The 18,081-nt window shown below is 66.6% G+C and carries 14 protein-coding genes; 13 read left to right on the forward strand and 1 reads right to left on the reverse strand.

Annotation, left to right across the window (positions count from 1 at the left end; genetic code table 11):
- The first annotated feature begins 34 nt into the window (after positions 1-34).
- The 12 genes from KU884_RS01155 (at position 35) to KU884_RS01210 (ending at position 16,758) form a co-directional block, all read left to right on the forward strand.
- On the forward strand, positions 35-628 hold the full coding sequence (locus KU884_RS01155; protein WP_167780902.1) for a chorismate lyase: 594 nt from the start codon (positions 35-37) through the stop codon (positions 626-628).
- The gene (gene ubiA, locus KU884_RS01160; RefSeq protein ID WP_167780903.1) at positions 625-1,503 is read left to right on the forward strand and encodes a 4-hydroxybenzoate octaprenyltransferase; all 879 of its coding nucleotides are present in this window, start codon (positions 625-627) and stop codon (positions 1,501-1,503) included. The genes KU884_RS01155 and ubiA overlap by 4 nt, the downstream gene beginning before the upstream one ends.
- Before the next feature lie 32 nt (positions 1,504-1,535).
- Positions 1,536-2,960, forward strand: a complete 1,425-nt coding sequence (locus KU884_RS01165; protein ID WP_167780904.1) for a phospholipase D-like domain-containing protein — start codon at positions 1,536-1,538, stop codon at positions 2,958-2,960.
- 152 nt (positions 2,961-3,112) lie between these two features.
- Positions 3,113-4,444 carry a nitrate- and nitrite sensing domain-containing protein gene (locus KU884_RS01170; RefSeq protein ID WP_167780905.1) on the forward strand — a complete coding sequence of 444 codons (1,332 nt, stop codon included), beginning with the start codon at positions 3,113-3,115 and terminating at the stop codon, positions 4,442-4,444.
- 300 nt (positions 4,445-4,744) lie between these two features.
- Positions 4,745-6,163: a CmpA/NrtA family ABC transporter substrate-binding protein gene (locus KU884_RS01175; RefSeq protein WP_167780906.1), complete on the forward strand. Its 1,419-nt coding sequence runs from the start codon at positions 4,745-4,747 to the stop codon at positions 6,161-6,163.
- Between the two features lie 16 nt (positions 6,164-6,179).
- Entirely contained in the window at positions 6,180-7,106 is a 927-nt protein-coding gene (gene ntrB / locus KU884_RS01180) for a nitrate ABC transporter permease (RefSeq protein ID WP_167780907.1), read from the forward strand.
- A 12-nt stretch (positions 7,107-7,118) separates the two neighbouring features.
- Entirely contained in the window at positions 7,119-7,916 is a 798-nt protein-coding gene (locus tag KU884_RS01185; RefSeq protein ID WP_167780908.1) for an ABC transporter ATP-binding protein, read from the forward strand.
- A gap of 335 nt (positions 7,917-8,251) precedes the next feature.
- A complete protein-coding gene (gene nirB / locus KU884_RS01190) occupies positions 8,252-10,684 on the forward strand; it encodes a nitrite reductase large subunit NirB (RefSeq protein ID WP_167780909.1) in 2,433 nt (810 codons plus the stop codon).
- A gap of 144 nt (positions 10,685-10,828) precedes the next feature.
- Positions 10,829-11,179 carry a nitrite reductase small subunit NirD gene (nirD, locus tag KU884_RS01195; protein ID WP_167780910.1) on the forward strand — a complete coding sequence of 117 codons (351 nt, stop codon included), beginning with the start codon at positions 10,829-10,831 and terminating at the stop codon, positions 11,177-11,179.
- Between the two features lie 148 nt (positions 11,180-11,327).
- Positions 11,328-14,003 carry a nitrate reductase gene (locus tag KU884_RS01200; RefSeq protein ID WP_167780911.1) on the forward strand — a complete coding sequence of 892 codons (2,676 nt, stop codon included), beginning with the start codon at positions 11,328-11,330 and terminating at the stop codon, positions 14,001-14,003.
- Between the two features lie 245 nt (positions 14,004-14,248).
- Positions 14,249-14,995: a uroporphyrinogen-III C-methyltransferase gene (gene cobA, locus KU884_RS01205; protein WP_167780912.1), complete on the forward strand. Its 747-nt coding sequence runs from the start codon at positions 14,249-14,251 to the stop codon at positions 14,993-14,995.
- 434 nt (positions 14,996-15,429) lie between these two features.
- The gene (locus KU884_RS01210; protein ID WP_167780913.1) at positions 15,430-16,758 is read left to right on the forward strand and encodes a nitrate/nitrite transporter; all 1,329 of its coding nucleotides are present in this window, start codon (positions 15,430-15,432) and stop codon (positions 16,756-16,758) included.
- Positions 16,759-16,761: 3 nt separating this feature from the next.
- Here the strand turns inward: KU884_RS01210 and KU884_RS01215 are convergent, their stop codons facing one another.
- The gene (locus tag KU884_RS01215) at positions 16,762-17,244 is read right to left on the reverse strand and encodes a DUF2721 domain-containing protein (RefSeq protein ID WP_254432141.1); all 483 of its coding nucleotides are present in this window, start codon (positions 17,242-17,244) and stop codon (positions 16,762-16,764) included.
- Between the two features lie 110 nt (positions 17,245-17,354).
- On the opposite strand from KU884_RS01215, the gene KU884_RS01220 reads away from it, so the two are divergent.
- Complete coding sequence (locus tag KU884_RS01220) at positions 17,355-17,975, forward strand: flavin reductase family protein (RefSeq protein ID WP_167780914.1); 621 nt, start codon at positions 17,355-17,357, stop codon at positions 17,973-17,975.
- Positions 17,976-18,081: the final 106 nt, after the last annotated feature.

The raw sequence follows: 18,081 nt of genomic DNA on the forward strand, positions 1-18,081 counted from the left end.
CTGCCCGCCCGTTTCGTACCAGGGGGCAGAGGCGTTGAATCCCGCGGCACAATGGCGTGTTCGTGATGGCCGGCCGGGCAGCGCCGTGCCGCATCCCTACCGCGACTGGGTGGTGGATACCGGCTCCCTCACGGCCCGGCTGCGCACGCGATGCCCGGGCGCCTTCCGGGTGCGGCTGATCGGGCAGACGTGGGCGCGGCCCGCCCTGGAGGAGGCATGGCGCCTGGAGATCCCGCGCCGCCGACTGGCTTGGGTTCGGGAGGTCGCTCTGTGCTGCGCCGATCAGCCCCTGATTCTGGCGCGCACCGTGATTCCCGGGGCATCGCTGGGTGGCGGTAACGAAGCACTGCGCCACCTGGGTACGCGGCCGCTGGGGGAGCTGCTGTTCCGCGGCGCGGGCAGCCGGCGTGAACCCATGGAGGCGGCACGCCTGCGGCGCGGTGACTGGCTCGCCCGGCGCCTGGGGCCGACTGCGGGTGCCTCGCTGCAGGGGTGCTGGGCCCGGAGGGTGGTGCACTACATGCACGGCTCCCCCCTGCTGGTCGCCGAGGTCTTTCTGCCGCCATTGTTCGCCGCGCAGGGCGTCGAGCCCGACAACGCATCGATCCGGAAGAGGGCAAGCGCATGAACACCGCTTTTGTCGCAGATCGCCTGTTGCAGTACGCCAGGCTGGCGCGGCTGGACCGCCCCATCGGCAATTTCCTGCTGCTCTGGCCGATGCTCTGGGCGCTGTGGCTGGCGGCCGAGGGATTCCCGGATCCGAAGGTGTTCACCGTGTTCGTCCTCGGCGTGCTGGTGATGCGTGCGGCAGGCTGTGTCATCAATGACTTCGCCGACCGCAACGTGGACGGCCACGTCAAGCGCACCACCCATCGACCCATGGCCCAGGGCAAAGTCAGTGAGCGCGAGGCCCTGATCCTGTTCGCGGTGCTGTGCCTTGTGGCCTTCGGGCTGGTGCTCTTGATGAATACCCTGACCATCCTGCTGTCCCTGGTGGCGGTGGCGCTGGCCGCCACCTACCCGTTCGCCAAGCGCTACACCCATCTGCCCCAGGTGCATCTGGGGGCGGCCTTCGGCTGGGCGGTGCCCATGGCCTTTGCCGCCCAGACCGGCACGGTGCCGGACCTCGCCTGGCTGGTGTTCATTGCCGCCGTGGTGTGGGCCACGGTCTACGATACCCAGTACGCCATGGTGGATCGGGACGACGATCTCAGGATCGGCGTCAAGTCTACTGCCATTCTGTTCGGCGACAATGACCGGCTTATCATTGGCCTGCTGCAGGGCCTGATGACACTGACCCTGCTTTTCATCGGACTGCAGGCTGAACTCGGTCTGGCCTACTACGCGGGCGTGTTCCTGGCGACCCTGCTGTTCGTCTACCAGCAGCGGCTGATCCGGGATCGCAGCCGGGAGGGCTGCTTCCAGGCGTTCCTCAACAACAACGTGTACGGTGGCGTGGTGTTCGTCGGCATCCTGCTGAGTTACGGCTGGTCCGCGTTGTAACCCTGCACCACCTCCGGCAAAGGCGTAGCGCCATGGATTTCTGGTACAGCGTTGCCGCACTCATCGCCCCGCTATTCGCGATCATCGCCTCCGGCCATGCCGTCCTGACCAAGCGTGATTCGCGCAGCGCCCTCATGTGGGTGGCGTTGCTGTTCCTGGTGCCCCTGATCGGTGCCGTTCTCTATCTGCTGTTCGGCGTCAACCGGATCAACCGTCGGGCCGAGGCCATGCGGCGCGAGACGGTGGACGAGTTCCAGCGCGACCACGAGTGCGATCTGGGTGTGCTGAGCGCCAGGCTGGGCCCCGACGCGCGCTACCTGGAGGCACTGGCCAGGGCAAGCAACCGGGTGGTGCCGCGGCCGCTGGTGCAGGGCAACGAAGTTCAGCCGCTGGTGGACGGTGACGAGGTCTATCCGGCCATGATCGCCGCCATTGAGGCCGCCGAGCGCACGGTCACTCTGGCCACCTACATTTTCGGCAACGACCATATCGGCCACGAGTTCGCCGACGCGCTCGAGCGTGCCGGTGAGCGTGGCGTGGAAGTCCGGGTGCTGATCGACAATGCCGGCGAGCGCTACACCTGGCCCTCCATGGTGGGTGAACTCCAGCGAAGGGGCGTTCCGGTGGCGCGGTTCTTCCCGGGTATGCCCGCGCGGCTGGTGGGGATCAACCTGCGCAATCACCGCAAACTGCTGGTGGTGGACGGCGAGGTCGGCTTCACCGGCGGCATCAATATCCGCCGCCACCACATGCGCAATGCGGGCCGGCGGACCACCCGCGACGTCCAGTTCCGGCTGCGGGGGCCGGTGGTGCGCCACCTCCAGGAGGTGTTCTACGAGGACTGGCTGTTTGCCACCGGCGAGCGGCTTCAGGGACCCGAGTGGTTCCCGTCCCTGAGCCCCGCCGGGAGCGTCGTGGCCCGCGGCATCCCCGACGGCCCGGACCACCACTTCATGTCCCATCAGATGGTCTTCCATGCGGCGGTGACCACCGCCCGGGACTCCGTGCGCATCGTCACGCCCTACTTTCTCCCCGAGGCAACCCTGGTGGCGGCGCTCAACACCGCTTCCATCCGGGGGGTGCAGGTGGACATCGTGCTCCCGGAGGCGTCCAACCTGCCCTTCGTCCACTGGGCGATGATGGGCCACATCCGCCAGGTGCTCACCTACGACTGCCGCGTCTGGCTGTCACCACGCCCGTTCGATCACTCCAAGCTGCTGGTGGTGGACGATGCCTGGTCGTGCTTCGGTTCCTCGAACTGGGATCCGCGCAGCCTGCGTCTGAACTTCGAGTTCAATGTTGAGTGTTTTGACCGCGGACTGGCACGGGATCTTGCTGGTCGCATCGATGCCCGCATCGCTGCGGCCCGGCGTCTCACCCTGGAGGACGTGGAGACCCGCCCGTTGCCCCTGAAGCTGCGGGACGGCGTCGCCCGCCTGGCCATGCCCTACCTGTGACGGCGATGTGCGCGCACCGTTATGGTGCTTGGCTCGTTGTCCCGGCGCTCTAACTCATTGAATTCTGGTGTTCGCCCACCTGGCCCGGTTCTTGATGGTCGGATAGGAAACGTGGGCATATCGCTCGAAGCATTTCCGGAGTTGGGGCTCTTATGGACAAGCAGATCGATCGCCGCCAGACCGCCGCCGACTATCTCATCGCCTCGAAGCGGTGTGACATTCTCAGCCTGGAGCAGCTGCTGCGCATGGGCCGGCTGGTGGTCAGCGTCAGCAACCTGGTCCATGCGCTGCAGCGGGAACGCGGGGTCTCCAACATGTACGTGGCCTCGGGCGGGCACCGCTTCGCGGATCAGTTGCGCCCCCTGCGAGAGCGCACCCATGAAAAGGAGGCGCAGTTTCTCACCTGTCTCGACGAGATCGATACCGAGTCGGCATGCCTGCCCGGCGCCAGCCGTCTGTTCAGCCGGATTGCGTACGTGATCCACGGTCTCGACGCCCTGGAGACGATCCGGGCAGCCGTCGATCCGCTGAACGTCGACTCGGAAACCCTGATGACGGGCTACAGCGACCTGGTCCAGGGGCTGCTGGCGGTGGTCTTCGAGGCGGCGGATTCCGCCGCGGACCCGGATGTCTCCCGCGAGCTGGTGGCCATGTTCCACCTCATGCAGGGCAAGGAGTTCGCCGGTCAGGAGCGCGCGGTGGGCGCCGCCGGATTCGCCCGCGGCGGCCTGGACGCGGCCATGGCCGAGCGGTTGCGTCACCTGATTGACAGCCAGGAGCGCTGTTTCGAGATCTTTGCGCAATTCGCCGACGAGGCGTCCCAGGCGTTGTGGCGTGACAGCGAGGTGGAGCCCTGTTCCGCGGACATGGAGCGCCTGCGCAGGATCGCGTTCGCGTCAACGGCCGAAGGCGGGGTCAACGCGGAATACTGTGACCTCTGGTTCGAGCTGGCCTCCCGCCGCATCGACGCCATGAAGCAGATCGAGGATCAGATCGAGGCGACGCTGGATGCGCTTTGCCACCACAAGATCGAGGCGGCGCGGGATGACCTGAACTCCCACCGCAACGAGATCGACGCCCTTGCCGAGCAGCACCAGACTGCAGGCAGTTTCGCGGTGTTCGTCAACGGTGAATTGAGCGAGTCCGCCGGGACGACCGGCAGCGCGGCCTACTCGGCGGACATGGCGAGTTCGCAGCTCGGCCGTTCGCTGGCCGATCTGGTACAGACACAGTCCCGCCGCCTCCAGGAGATGAGCGAGGAACTGAACGCCGCCCGCGCCGCGCTGGACGAACGCAAGACCATCGAGAAGGCGAAGGGCCTGATCATGCGCCACCGCGGGCTCAGTGAAGAAGAGGCCTACAAGTTTCTGCGTCAGCTCGCCATGGCGCAGAGCCGCAAGCTGGCGGAAGTGGCCGTCGACACCATCAACATGGCGGACATCTTCCGTACTTCCGGTGATGCCCGCCGTTCCCGCGAGTCCTGATGGCGATGGCCGGAGCCGGCCTCGCCACGCCCTGTTAGGGGGCAGCGCGTTCTGCGTTGCACCATCATGTGCCGCTTTCCGGGCTCGCCGGGGCAGCCTCCCGTCCTGTTGAATCCCGCGCCATGTATGGCCGTGGCACTCATGAAACGCGTTCTGGCACGAATGATGTATTCCTTGTGAGGTAGATGATGGTCAATGGTGACCATCTCGCTCGAACAATGGCGTTCATCCCTGCCCATCGGTCAGCCGGTGCGGGGATGAGCGCCTTTTTTTTGCCTTCAGAAGGGAGAGCTTCGAGTCATGAGCAATCACGGATCCGATGGTGACAGGACCAACCTTTCACGCCGCAGCTTTCTGCGCAACGCGGGGCTTGCCCTCGGTGGTTCCGCCGCACTGGGCGGGATTCCGGGGTGGCTTCAGAACGCGGCTCACGCGGGCGGGAGCGAAGGCCTCGAGAAAACCGATCTGACCCTGGGTTTCATCCCGCTGACGGACTGTGCCCCCATCGTTATCGCCTACGAGAAGGGGTATTTCAAAAAGCACGGTCTGAATGTCCGCCCGAGCCAGGAAGCCTCCTGGGGCAACATCCGTGACAAGGTCACTGTGGGCGAGCTGGACGGCGCCCACATGCTCGCGGGCATGCCCATTGCCTCGTCCCTCGGCGTGGGCGCCACCGAGAAGCCCACCATCACGGCCTTCAGCATGGACCTCAACGGCAACGGCATCACCGTGTCCAACGCGCTCTACGACCGCATGGTCGAAGCCGACCCCGAGGCCATGGAGGAGCGGCCCATCACCGCGCGGGCCCTGAAAAAGGTCATCGAGGACGACAAGGCCAACGGACGCCCACCGCTGACGTTCGCGCAGGTCTTCCCGGTGTCCACGCACAACTACGAGCTGCGCTACTGGATGGCCGCCGCCGGCATCGACCCGGACAACGACGTGCGCCTGATCGTCGTGCCGCCGCCGCAGATGGTGGCCAACCTGCGCTCCGGCAACATGGACGGCTACTGCGTCGGCGAGCCGTGGAACATGCGCGCGGTCCACATGGGCATCGGCAAGGTCCTGATCACCAACTACGAGATCTGGAACAACAACCCGGAGAAGGTGCTGGGGGTCACCGAAGAGTGGGCCGACAAGCACCCCAATACCCACCGCGCCATGCTGCGCGCTCTCATCGAGGCGAACCAGTGGATGGACCAGCCCGAGAACCGCGAGGAGGTGGTCAGCATCATCTCCCGGCGCTCGTACGTGAATGCGCCGGAGGATATCGTCGCCATGTCCATGACCGGGACGCTGCAGTTTACCCCCGACGGGGAACCGCGGGAGTTCCCGGACTTCAACGTCTTCTATCGCTATGCGGCAACCTACCCCTGGCGCTCCCACGCCGCGTGGTTCATCACCCAGATGATCCGCTGGGGGCAGCTGGATCGCGCCATCGACATCCACAAGGCCGCGGATTCCATCTACCGCCCGGAACTCTATCGCGAGGCGGCGCGTGACCTGGGCATCGCCTATCCCACCGTGGACTACAAGCCGGAAGGCGTCCACGAGGGGGACTGGACCCTCACCGATGCCAGCGAACCCATCACCATGGGGCCGGACCTGTTCCTGGACGGCATGAAGTACGACCCGGAGAACCTCATGGCGTACCTGGAGGGTTTTCGCGTGCACAACCGGCGGGTCGAACTTGCCGATCTTTCCGGTCTCAACGGATAACCAGGGAGGCACTGTCATGGCCACCGTTATCAATACCCGGGACGTGAACGCCGCCGCCGAGGGGGCGGAGGAGCAACACACCGAGGCACGGGATTCCGGAGCGCGGAGCCCCGCAAGGGCTGCCGGTAGCGCCGCACGCCTGCCCATGAGTCGCGCGCGGGCACAGCAGATCAGCGGCTGGGTGCTGACCGTGGTGCTCCCCATGGTGACCTTCGGCATCGTGCTGGCGCTGTGGTCCTTCCTCGGCAGCCAGGTCGCTTCGGCCCTGCCGGGGCCCCTGGCCACCTGGGAAGAGGCGAAGTATCTGTTCGCCGAGCCCTTCCACCAGCACGGGCCCAACGACATGGGCATCGGCTGGCAGGTGACCTACTCCCTGGGGCGGGTGCTGGCCGGCTTCGGCCTGGCCATGCTGGTGGCCATTCCCATGGGCTTTCTCATGGGCATGAGCCGCAACTGCAACCGGGCCTGGCAGCCGCTGGTGCAGATCCTGCGACCGGTCAGTCCGTTGGCGTGGCTGCCCATCGGCCTGCTGGTGTTCGAGTCCTCCAACCCGTCGGCGATCTTCGTGATCTTCATCACCTGCATATGGCCGACCATGATCAACACCGCCGCCGGCGTGCGCGCCATCCCCGAGGACTACATGAACGTCGCCCGGGTGCTGCGCCTCAACGGCTGGGAGATCATGCGGCGGATCCTGCTGCCGGCAACGCTTCCGCACATCATCACCGGCATGCGCCTGTCCCTTGGCATCGCCTGGATGGTGATCGTGGCCGCCGAGATGCTCACCGGCGGTGTCGGCATCGGCTATTTCATCTGGGCCGAGTGGAACAACCTGCTGGTGGAGTCGATCATCGTCTCCATCATCGTCATCGGCATTGTCGGCATCCTCATGGAGTCCGGCATGAATCTACTTCAGCGTGTTCTGGACTACCGCCAGGCCTGAGGAGGCACCGTCATGAACAACTTCCTGACCATCGAGAATGTCGGCATTGAGTTCGATACCCGCAGCGGTCCCTTCCGTGCCCTGGAGAACGTCAGTCTGGGCGTGGACGAAGGCGAGTTCGTGTCGCTGATCGGGCACTCGGGCTGCGGCAAGTCCACGGTGCTGAACATCGTTGCCGGCCTGCTGGAGCCCACCGAGGGCGGCGTGATCCTGGAGGGCAAGGAGGTCAACCGCCCGGGCCCGGACCGTGCGGTGATTTTCCAGAATCACAGCCTGCTGCCCTGGCTGACCGTCTACGACAACGTGCGCCTGGCCGTGGACAAGGTCTGTTCCGGAACACGCAGCAAGGCGGAGCGGGACGAGTGGACCCGGGAGAACCTGGCGCTGGTGCACATGGAAGAGGCCATGCACAAGCGTCCCTTCGAGATCTCCGGCGGCATGAAGCAGCGCGTGGGCATCGCCCGGGCGCTGGCCATGGAGCCCCGCGTACTGCTCATGGATGAGCCGTTCGGCGCCCTGGATGCGCTGACCCGCGCCCATCTGCAGGACTCGCTCATGGAGATTCATGCCCGCCGCGGCAATACCGTCATCATGATCACCCATGACGTCGATGAAGCCGTGCTGCTCTCCGACCGCATCGTGATGATGACCAATGGCCCGGCGGCCACCATTGGGGAGGTGCTCCCGGTGGAGCTGGAGCGCCCGCGGGCTCGCCTTGAGGTGGCCGATCAACCGGTCTACACCGCTGCGCGGAAGTCGGTTCTCCGGTTTCTGTACGAGCGCCACGGTCGACCGGCCGACGCGGCATGAATGGTCCCACGGTGGACGGCCCGAACCGTCCCCGCCGACGACACCGTTCATGCCCTGTGCTGATGCAATGTCGTATCGCACTGCACCATCACGGAGCAGGACGCGGCGTCCGGCGCTTAACTGATGGGCCGTAAGTTCTCGTGATCGCGGGAAAATGCCTGGTTTGCCAGGCCTGGCACGATTTCTGAAAGCCTATTGGTAAGCAATGCGGTCAATGGCGACCGCACCATGGACAACGGCGTTCACGATCGCTCGGCCCTGACAGGGCTGGCGATTGTGAGCGCCTTTTTTTTGGTGCCTCAGTGGCACGACCGGGTTTCCGGAGGGAGGACGACATGAAAGAGAAACTGGTGCTGGTCGGAAACGGCATGGCGGGCATGAAGGTCATCGAGGAACTGCAGACCATTGCCCCGGACAAGTACGACATCACCGTGTTCGGCGCCGAGCCCTACGGCAACTACAACCGCATCATGCTCTCGCCGCTGCTGGCCGGGGAGAAATCCCTGGACGACATCATGCTCAACAGCGAGGACTGGTACGACGCGCACGGGGTCACCTTCCATAAGGGCAAGGAAATCATCGAAGTGGATCGCATCGGCAAGCGCGTTTTCGCTGCCGACGGCACCGTCGAGTCCTACGATCGCCTGCTGCTGGGGACCGGCTCCCACCCGGTGGTCATCCCGGTTCCGGGGCGTGATCATCCCGACGTGGTGACCTACCGGGACGTCAAGGACGTGGACAGCATGCTGGCCGCCAGCCGCAAGCACCGCAAGGCGGTGGTGATCGGCGGCGGGCTGCTTGGTCTGGAGGCCGCCTACGGGCTCATGCAGCAGGGCATGGACGTAACGGTGGTGCACCTCATGCCGTGGCTGATGGAGCGTCAGCTCGACCAGACCGCCGGCAACTACCTGCAGCAGTCCCTGGAAGAGCGGGGCATGAAGTTCCGCATGGAGGCCCAGACCAGTGAGATCGTTGCCGACGAGAACGGCATCGAGAAAGTGTGCTTCAAGGAGGGCCCGGAAGAGGACGCCGACCTGGTGGTCATGGCCGTGGGCATCAAGCCGAACAAGGAACTCGCCGAGAAGGCCGGCCTTTACTGTGACCGCGGCGTTGTGGTGTCCGACACCATGCAGACCTTCGACCCCAGCATCTACGCCGTGGGCGAGTGCGTGCAGCACCGCGGTGTCTGTTACGGCCTGGTGGCTCCCCTTTTCGAGCAGGCCCGGGTGTGCGCGAACCACCTGGCGGGCTACGGCTTCCGGCTGTACCAGGGATCGGTGACCTCCACCAAGCTCAAGGTCACCGGGGTCGATCTCTACTCCGCCGGCGAGTTCCAGGATGCCGACGGCGTGGAGAACATCGTCTATCAGGACCCGGCCGCCGGGGTCTACAAGAAGATCTGCGTCAAGGACGACCGCATCGTCGGCACCGTGCTCTACGGCGACACCGGTGACGGCACCTGGTATTTCCAGCTGCTGCGCGACGGGACCTCCGTCGCCGACTTTCGCGACAGCCTGCTGTTCGGCCAGGCGCATCTGGGCGACTCCGGGCATGGTGGCGTCAATCAGGTGGCCAATCTGGCCGACGAAGCCCAGATTTGCGACTGCAATGGCGTGTGCAAGGGCGACATCGTCCAGGCCATCACCAAGGAGGGGCTGTTCACCCTGGATGACGTGAAGTCCCATACCAAGGCGGCCGCCTCCTGCGGCTCCTGCAGCGGACTGGTGGAACAGCTCCTGGCCGCCACCATGGGCGGTGACTACGAGGCCGGCAAGGCCAAGCCCATGTGTGGCTGCACCGACATGAGTCACGACCAGGTGCGCGAGGCCATCCGCACCGAGGGGCTGACCACCTTGCGCCAGGTGTTCGACAACCTGGCCTGGAAGACCGACGACGGCTGCGAGAAGTGCCGCCCGGCGCTGAACTACTACCTCATCTCCACCTGGCCGGATGACGCCGAGGACGACTCCCAGGCACGCTTCGTCAACGAGCGCATGCACGCCAACATCCAGAAGGACGGCACCTTCTCCGTGGTACCCCGCATCTGGGGCGGCGTTACCACGCCCCAGCAGCTGCGCTCTATCGCCGAGGTCGCGGAGAAGTACGAGGTGCCCACGGTGAAGATCACCGGCGGCCAGCGTATCGACCTGCTGGGGGTGAAAAAGGAGCAGCTCCCCGGCGTCTGGGGCGATCTCTCCGACGCCGGCTTCGTCTCCGGCCACGCCTACGGCAAGGCGCTGCGCACGGTAAAGACCTGTGTCGGTTCCGAGTGGTGCCGCTTCGGCACCCAGGACTCCACCACCTGCGGCATCGAGCTGGAGGAGATGACCTGGGGCACCTGGACGCCGCACAAGTTCAAGATGGCCGTCTCCGGCTGCCCGCGCAACTGCGCCGAGGCCAGCATCAAGGACTTCGGCGTGGTCGCCATCGAATCGGGCTGGGAGCTGCACGTGGGCGGCAATGGCGGCGTCAAGATCCGCGCCACCGACGTGCTCTGTCGCGTGGAGACCATGGAGGAGGTCAAGGAGTACGCCGCCGCCTTCCTGCAGCTCTATCGCGAGGAGGCCCGCTACCTGGAGCGCACCGCGCCGTGGATCGAGCGGGTGGGCCTCAGCTACGTAAAGGACCGGGTGGTGGAGGACGCCGAGGGTCGCAAGACCCTGGCGGAGCGCTTCGACGCCTCCCAGAAGCAGGCCCAGGAGGACCCCTGGAAGTTCTACAGCAAGAACCACCAGGAGAAGTTCGAGCCGTTGAGGAAGGCGGGGTAGGCCGCGGTCGGAATCGCGACTGACGTCGCTCCCACGGTGAGGCCTTTCCCGGTGCCTTCCCAAGGGCACCGTGGGAGCGACGTCAGTCGCGACAGCTGCCTGCCTCGCCGGTACCAGAACACGCAATACAGCACAGGTGAATCCATGACTGCACAAGCTCAACCCACTGCCGAGACAGCCCAATGGCTCCCTGTCGGCCGCCTGGATGACATTCCTCGCCTCGGCGCCCGGGTGGTGGAAACCGCCCACGGCCCCGTGGCCGTGTTCCGCAACGGGTCCGACGAGGTCTTCGCCCTGCTGGACCGCTGCCCCCACCAGGGCGGCCCGCTGTCCGAGGGGCAGGTCCACGGCCGGCTGGTCACCTGTCCCCTGCACCAGTGGAACATCCACATGGACAAGGGCGAGGCCAAGGCCCCGGATGTGGGCTGTGTGCCCCGCTTCGAGGTCCGCAACGACGATGGCGATCTGTATCTGAACCCTGAGCCCGTGACCTGAGGCCCCGGGACCGTCGCGACTAACGTCGCTCCCACGGCGGCTCTCGGGAGGGCATCGAGCATGCCTCCCGGTGGGAGCGACGTGAGTCGCGATTCCACGCAGCCGCCCCATGCCAGCTCGGACGCGCGCAGCGCGAAGAGGTGTCACCATGCACGACCAACACTCGCAAACGATCCGCACGACCTGCCCCTACTGTGGTGTCGGCTGCGGCATCCTGGCATCGCGCGACGTCGATGGCACCGCGAAGATTCAGGGCGACCCGGAGCACCCGGCCAATTACGGCCGCCTGTGCTCCAAGGGGGCTGCTCTGGGCGAGACCGTGGATCTGGAGGGCCGGTTGCTGCACCCGGTGGTGCACGGCGAACGGTCCGACTGGGATACAGCCCTGGACACGGTGGCCGACGGCCTCCGCCGGATCATCGCCGAGCACGGACCGGAGGCCGTGGCGTTCTATGGCTCTGGACAGATGCTCACCGAGGACTACTACGTCTCCAATAAGCTGTTCAAGGGCTTCATCGGCACGCCGCACGTGGACACCAACTCGCGGCTGTGCATGGCCTCGGCGGTGGCGGGGCACAAGCGCGCCTTCGGTGCCGACACGGTGGCCGGCAATTACGAGGACCTGGAACAGGCCGAATTGCTGGTCCTGACGGGTTCCAACCTGGCCTGGTGCCACCCGGTGCTCTACCAGCGGGTGAAGGCGGCAAAGGCGGACAACCCCGACATGCGGGTGGTGGTCATCGATCCGCGGCGCACGGACACCTGCGAGATTGCCGACCTCCACCTGCCGCTGGCGCCGGGAACCGACGTCTGGCTTTGGAACGGGCTGCTGCACCACCTGGCCCGGGACGGTCAGGTGGACTACGCCTTTCTCGAGCAGCATACCGAGGGCTTTGGTCAGGCCATCGAAATGGCGCGCAGTGGCGGTTCCGTTCCTGACGTCGCCGCCCAGTGCGACCTCCCGGAAGGCGATGTGATGCAGTTCTTCCGCCTGTTCACGCGCACCGACAAGACCGTCTCCCTGTTCTCCCAGGGGGTGAACCAGTCCAGTGCCGGCACCGACAAGGTCAACGCCATAATCAACTGCCACCTGCTCACGGGCCGTATCGGTCGACCGGGCACGGGGCCGTTCTCCATCACCGGCCAGCCCAACGCCATGGGTGGTCGCGAGGTCGGCGGGCTGGCCAACCAGCTTGCCGCACACATGGACTTTGCCCCCGAGGATGTGGACCGGGTGCGCCGCTTCTGGGATGCACCGAAGCTGGTGACCGGCCCCGGTGACAAGGCCGTTGACCTGTTCCAGGCCATCGCCCGCGGCGAGATCAAGGCTGTCTGGATCATGTCCACCAACCCGGTGGTGAGCCTCCCGGACGCGGACAGGATGCGTGATGCGTTGAGGGACTGCGAACTGGTGGTGGTCTCCGAGGCCATGGCGCACACGGACACCACCGAAGTCGCCGACGTCCTGTTGCCGGCGCTGGCATGGGGCGAGAAGGACGGCACGGTCACCAACTCCGAGCGGCGCATCTCCCGCCAGCGCCCGTTCCTGCCCGCACCCGGCGAGGCACGGGCGGACTGGCAGGCCCTGTGCGCCGTCGCCGAGCGCCTGGGCTTCGGCGATGCATTCGCCTACACCGGGCCGCACCAGATCTTCGACGAGCACGCGCGGTTGTCCGCCTTCGAGAACGACGGCCGGCGCGATTTCGACATCGGCGGCCTGGTCGGCATGGACCGCGCGGCCTATGACGCCATGCCGCCGCGGCAGTGGCCGGTGCGCGCCGACGGCGCCGATACCTCGCGGTTGTTCGCCGACGGCCGCTATTACACCGAATCCGGACGCGCCCGGTTCGTGCCGGTGGAGCCCCGCGCCCCGGTGAATCGCCCCGACCCGCAGTTCCCGCTGGTGCTGAATACCGGCCGGGTGCGGGATCACTGGCACACCATGACCCGCACCGGCAAGGCGGCGCGTTTGTCCGCCCACGCGGTGGAGCCCTTCGTCCAGGTGCACCCCGAGGATGCGCGGGTTTTCGGGCTGGAGCAGGGCGGTCTGGCCCGGGTCGGTAGCCAGTGGGGCCATTTCCTCGGTCGTGTGGTCCTGGATGAAGGCCAGCGCCGCGGCAACCTCTTCGTGCCCATGCACTGGAACGCGCAATATGCGTCCCAGGGGTGCGCCGACGCCGTGGTCAATCCGGAAACCGATCCCCTGTCCGGCGAGCCGGAGTTCAAGCATACGCCGGTGGCCGTGGCTCCGGCCAATGCGGCGTGGCATGGCTTCATGCTGCTGCGCGAGACTCCCGGGGCGCACCCGGGTTGCGCCTGGTGGGCATTCGCGCGGGGCGGTTCATTCGTGCGCTACGAGCTCGCGGGTAACGACGCCCCGGATACGCTGCCGGCGGTGGCCAGGGAGCTGCTTGGCAACAGCGGCGACTGGGTGGAGTTCGAGGATGCCGCCCGTGGCGCCTACCGCGCGGCCTGGATCGCCGACGGCCGGCTCATGGGGTGCCTGTTCATGGGGCCCCTGGAAACCCTGCCCGGACGCCACTGGCTTGCGAGTCTTTTCGACGAACCGACGTTGTCGTCCGCCGACCGCATGGCCTTGCTGTCCGGCCGTCCGCCGGCCGGGGTGCCGGATGCGGGCCGGACTGTCTGCTCCTGTTTCGGAGTCGGCGAGAACACCATCATCGATGCCATAACGGCCGGCGCCACGGCGTCGAACGCCGTCACCGCCGCCTGTCAGGCTGGCGGCAATTGCGGAAGCTGTCTGCCCGAGATCCAGAACCTGATCGTGCAACACGCGCCGGCGGCCAACCGGAGGACCGCGTGATGCTGGGCCATCTGGTGCGGGCTCTGCATCCGTCGCGGCTGGCGCCGCTCCTACAGCGCGCGAGCCAGGCCGGTGCCGCCGGTAGGAGCGGCGCAACCCGCGACCTGCACGAGAGATCAACGCCACCGGAACGTGGGAGGGGCTTCAGCCCCGACAAGGAACGGTGTCGTTCCGGTGGCCCTTGTAGGAGCGGCGCAAGCCGCGACACCCGGCGAGCCACGACCGGGTCCGGCCGCGTCTACCTCGTGGGCGCCGGCCCCGGCGATCCGGAACTCCTCACCCGCAAGGCCGAGCGGGTGCTCCGCGAGGCGGATGTCATCCTGCACGACCGCCTGGTGTCGCCGGCGATCCTGGCCCTGGCCGGGCCCGGACCGGCGCGCGTCTACGCCGGCAAGAAATGCGGTGATCACCACGTGCCCCAGGGGCGGACCGAGGAGTTGCTGATCCGCTACGCCCGTCAGGGGCTCACTGTGGTACGGCTCAAGGGCGGGGATCCGTTCATCTTCGGTCGTGGCGGCGAGGAACAGGATGCGCTCCGCGCCGCCGGGATCCCCTGCGAGGTTGTTCCCGGCGTGACGGCGGCCCTGGGTTGTGCCGCAGCCACCGGCATTCCCCTCACCCATCGGGACTACGCCCGTTCGGTGCTGTTCATCACCGGTCACGACCGCGACGGCCGCAGCCCGGACGACTGGTCGACCCTGACCCGCCGAGACCGGACGCTGGTGGTGTACATGGGGCTGCAGCCGCTGGCGGACTTCTGCGCCGGTCTGCGGGCCAACGGGCTGCCGGACGACTGGCCCGTGGCGGTGATCGCCGAGGGCACCACCAGGCAGCAGCGTGTCGTGCGGGGCACCTTGCGTGACATCGCTGACCGGGCCGCCGGTGCTGGCCTGCCAAGCCCGGCGCTCACCCTTATCGGTCGGGTGGTGGCGGCCGCCGATGACTGCGCCCTGAAGCGGACGGCGGCGGCGATTGCCCCCGCCGTCGACTGAACGCCCCTGCGCCATCCCGTCCCTCCGGTCCGATGCTCGTCCGCACCACCGGCCCGCGGTGTGGCGACGGCAACTGCAGGTGCGCCACGCTGATGCGGGGCGCCTGCACTGGTCGATTCTTGATGGCTGGGGGGCTGCCCCAGGGGGGTGCAGACGAGCGTTGCACTGCTCTGCCGCGGTGCAATATCGGCTTTTCCGGCATCTCGAGCCTGGACTGGGCAGGCCCTTGGCGGTCGCGCGTCTGCCGGGCGAGAGATTGCAGTGACGCCGGTTTCAGGGGTGGAGCCGAGAACCGGACAGCTATCTGGCACCGGGTTTGCAACCCCATTGTTGATCGCTGCCAATGCTGGCGGCACGAACAGGCACAGGCGCCTGCGCAGCATCCCTGGAGAGGGAGTGCCGCGCAGGCGCTTTTTTTTTGTGGAGACGAAGCAATGACCATGGCAGCACGTATTCGGGGGAGTCGCCTGGCGACCTTGATCGTTACCTCGTTCGGTTTCTTCATGGGGATATCAGGCATCGCGCTGTTCGGCCCCACCGCCGCCCAGTTGCGTGAACCCATGGAGCTGACCGCCACCCAGGTGGGCTGGCTGGTGGCCATGCCAGCCCTCAGTGGCGCCCTCATCCGGGTGATGTTCGGCGCCTGGGCGGATGCCACCGGCGGCAAGAAGCCGTTTCTCGCCCTGCTCGGCATCATGCTGGCGGCCATGGCCGTGCTGGTGTGGCTGCTGTTCGCCTATTATCCGGACAACATGGGCCCCGCCTTCTTCCCGTTGCTGCTCCTGCTGGGGGCCGTGATCGGTTTCGGCGTGGACGTCTTCTCCGTGGGTATTCCCATGAACGCCTACTGGAACCCCATGCGCAAGCAGGGAACGGCACTGGGCGTCTTCGCCGGCTTCGGCAATGCCGGCGCCGGCGCCTTTACGCTGCTGGTGCCGTTCATGGTGGCCGCGCTCACGCTGCCGGGAGCTTACCTGGTCTGGATCGCCCTGGTGGGGCTGGCCTTCGTTCTTGTTGCGCTGTTCGCCCAGAATGCCCCGTACTTCCAGCTGCGCGCCGATCACGGTCTGGATCAGGCCGAGGCGGAACGCGTGGCCGGTGAGCTCGGTCAGGAGGCCTTCCCGCGGGGCAGCATGTTCCCGGCGCTCATGGAGGCGGCACGCGCCTGGCGCACATGGGCCCTGGTCAGCACCTATTTCGTCTCCTTCGGCGGGTTCCTGGCGCTGACTGCATGGCTGCCCACCTACTGGTACACCTTCCACGAGTTGCCCATTACCACTGCGGGGGTACTGGCCGCCGTGTTCGGGATTCTTACCGGGCTGATCCGGGTCCCCGGCGGCCTGCTCGCGGACCGCATCGGCGGCGAGCCGGCCAATATGCTGGCCTTCAGCGCTGCCCTGGCCGGCGCCCTGCTGCTCACTTTCACCGGCACCGTTGCGGTTGCCTTCCTCGGCACCCTGCTGATTGCGTTCGGGTTCGGCGTGGCGAATGCCGCCCAGTTCAGTCTGGTGCCGGTCTATCTGCCCTGTGCCATCGGTGGGGCTGCGGGCTGGATCGGGGGGCTCGGCGGTTTCGGCGGCACACTGCTGCCCCCGGTGATGGGTGCGTTCGCGGACTGGGGCGGGCACGGCGGCTATGCCACCGGTTTCGTTGTCTTCGCCGGCCTGTGCGTGTTCAGTCTGGCGGTGATCACGCTGCTGCGTCTGACCCGGCCGGATGCGGCCGACGAGCTGGTTGCCGCAGAGCCTGCAGCAGCCAGCTGACTGTCAGGGAGCGGACGGAGGATCGCGTTCCGCCCGCTCCCGGGTTTCCGGTGCGGTGCCGTCCCGCATGCCGCTGAGCTGGATGTTCAACGCCTCCACGGAGATCTGTATCTCGCGCAGGGATAGCGCCAGGGAGAGCAGCATCAACAGCAAGCTGATGACGAACAGCGCCAGTGCCGTGCCGTGCCAGCCCGCCAGCAACACCAGCATGCACACCACGCACAGGAACAGGCTGGCCACGCCCATGACCTGCATGTTGCGGATCAGTAACACCCGTCGACGCAGGTTCTCGATCTGCTGATAGAGGTTGCGTTCGTGGGTATCCCGGTAGCGGGACTGGAGATCCCGGATCAGCGCCGCCAGGGCCAGGAAACGGTTGGTGTAGGCCAGCAGCAGCAGGGAGATGGCCGGGAACAACAGCGCGGGCGTGGCCAGGGTGAGTTCCATGGCGGAGACTTGGTCCTCGATGGCGGCGAAAGGGATCATGGCGCCGCTTATCTTGCAGCCGGCTTGCGCGCGGGCGCAATACTGCGGCATTTGGCAAGTGGCACCGGAGGCGGCATGCTAACTGCTCCTTCTCCAACCGAGGATCCTTCATGGCCGCAGACTTCTACTTCTACGAGCCCGCCCGGGGGCACGGCCTGCCCCACGACCCGTTCAACGCCATGGTGGCGCCCCGCCCCATCGGCTGGATCTCCTCGCAGGACGCGGCCGGCCGGTTGAACCTGGCCCCTTACAGCTTCTTCAACGCCTTCAACTACCGGCCGCCCATCGTCGGCTTCGCCAGCATCGGCTTCAAGGACTCCGTGCGCAACATCCTGGAGACCGGCGAGTTCGGCTGGAACCTGGCCACCCGGTCGCTGGCCGAGGCCATGAACGCCAGCTGTGCCCACGTGGCCCCGGAGGTGGACGAGTTCGAACTGGCCGGACTGACGCCGGCCGCCTCCCGGGTGATCAGCGCGCCGCGGGTCGCAGAGGCGCCGGTGTCCTTCGAATGCCGGCTGACCCAGCATCTGCAGCTGCAGGGTGCTGATGGTCGCAAGGCAGATACCTGGATGGTGTTTGGCGAGGTGGTGGGCGTGCACGTGGACCGTTCCCTGCTGCGCGACGGCATCTACGACACCGCCGCCGCCCAGCCCATACTTCGTGCCGGCGGTCCGGCGGACTACTTCACGGTGACACCCGAACAGCTCTTCCGGATGCACCGGCCTGGTTAGTGTCCTGTCCCCGAAGTGCGTTGTATTTCGAGCGCCTTTGCGGTGCCAGGGCGAACGCCCGGGATGGTTCCCTGCCGGACTTCACGGATGGGATCACCGCATTCCC

The sequence above is a fragment of the Aquisalimonas sp. 2447 genome (assembly GCF_012044895.1).
Lineage (GTDB): Bacteria > Pseudomonadota > Gammaproteobacteria > Nitrococcales > Aquisalimonadaceae > Aquisalimonas.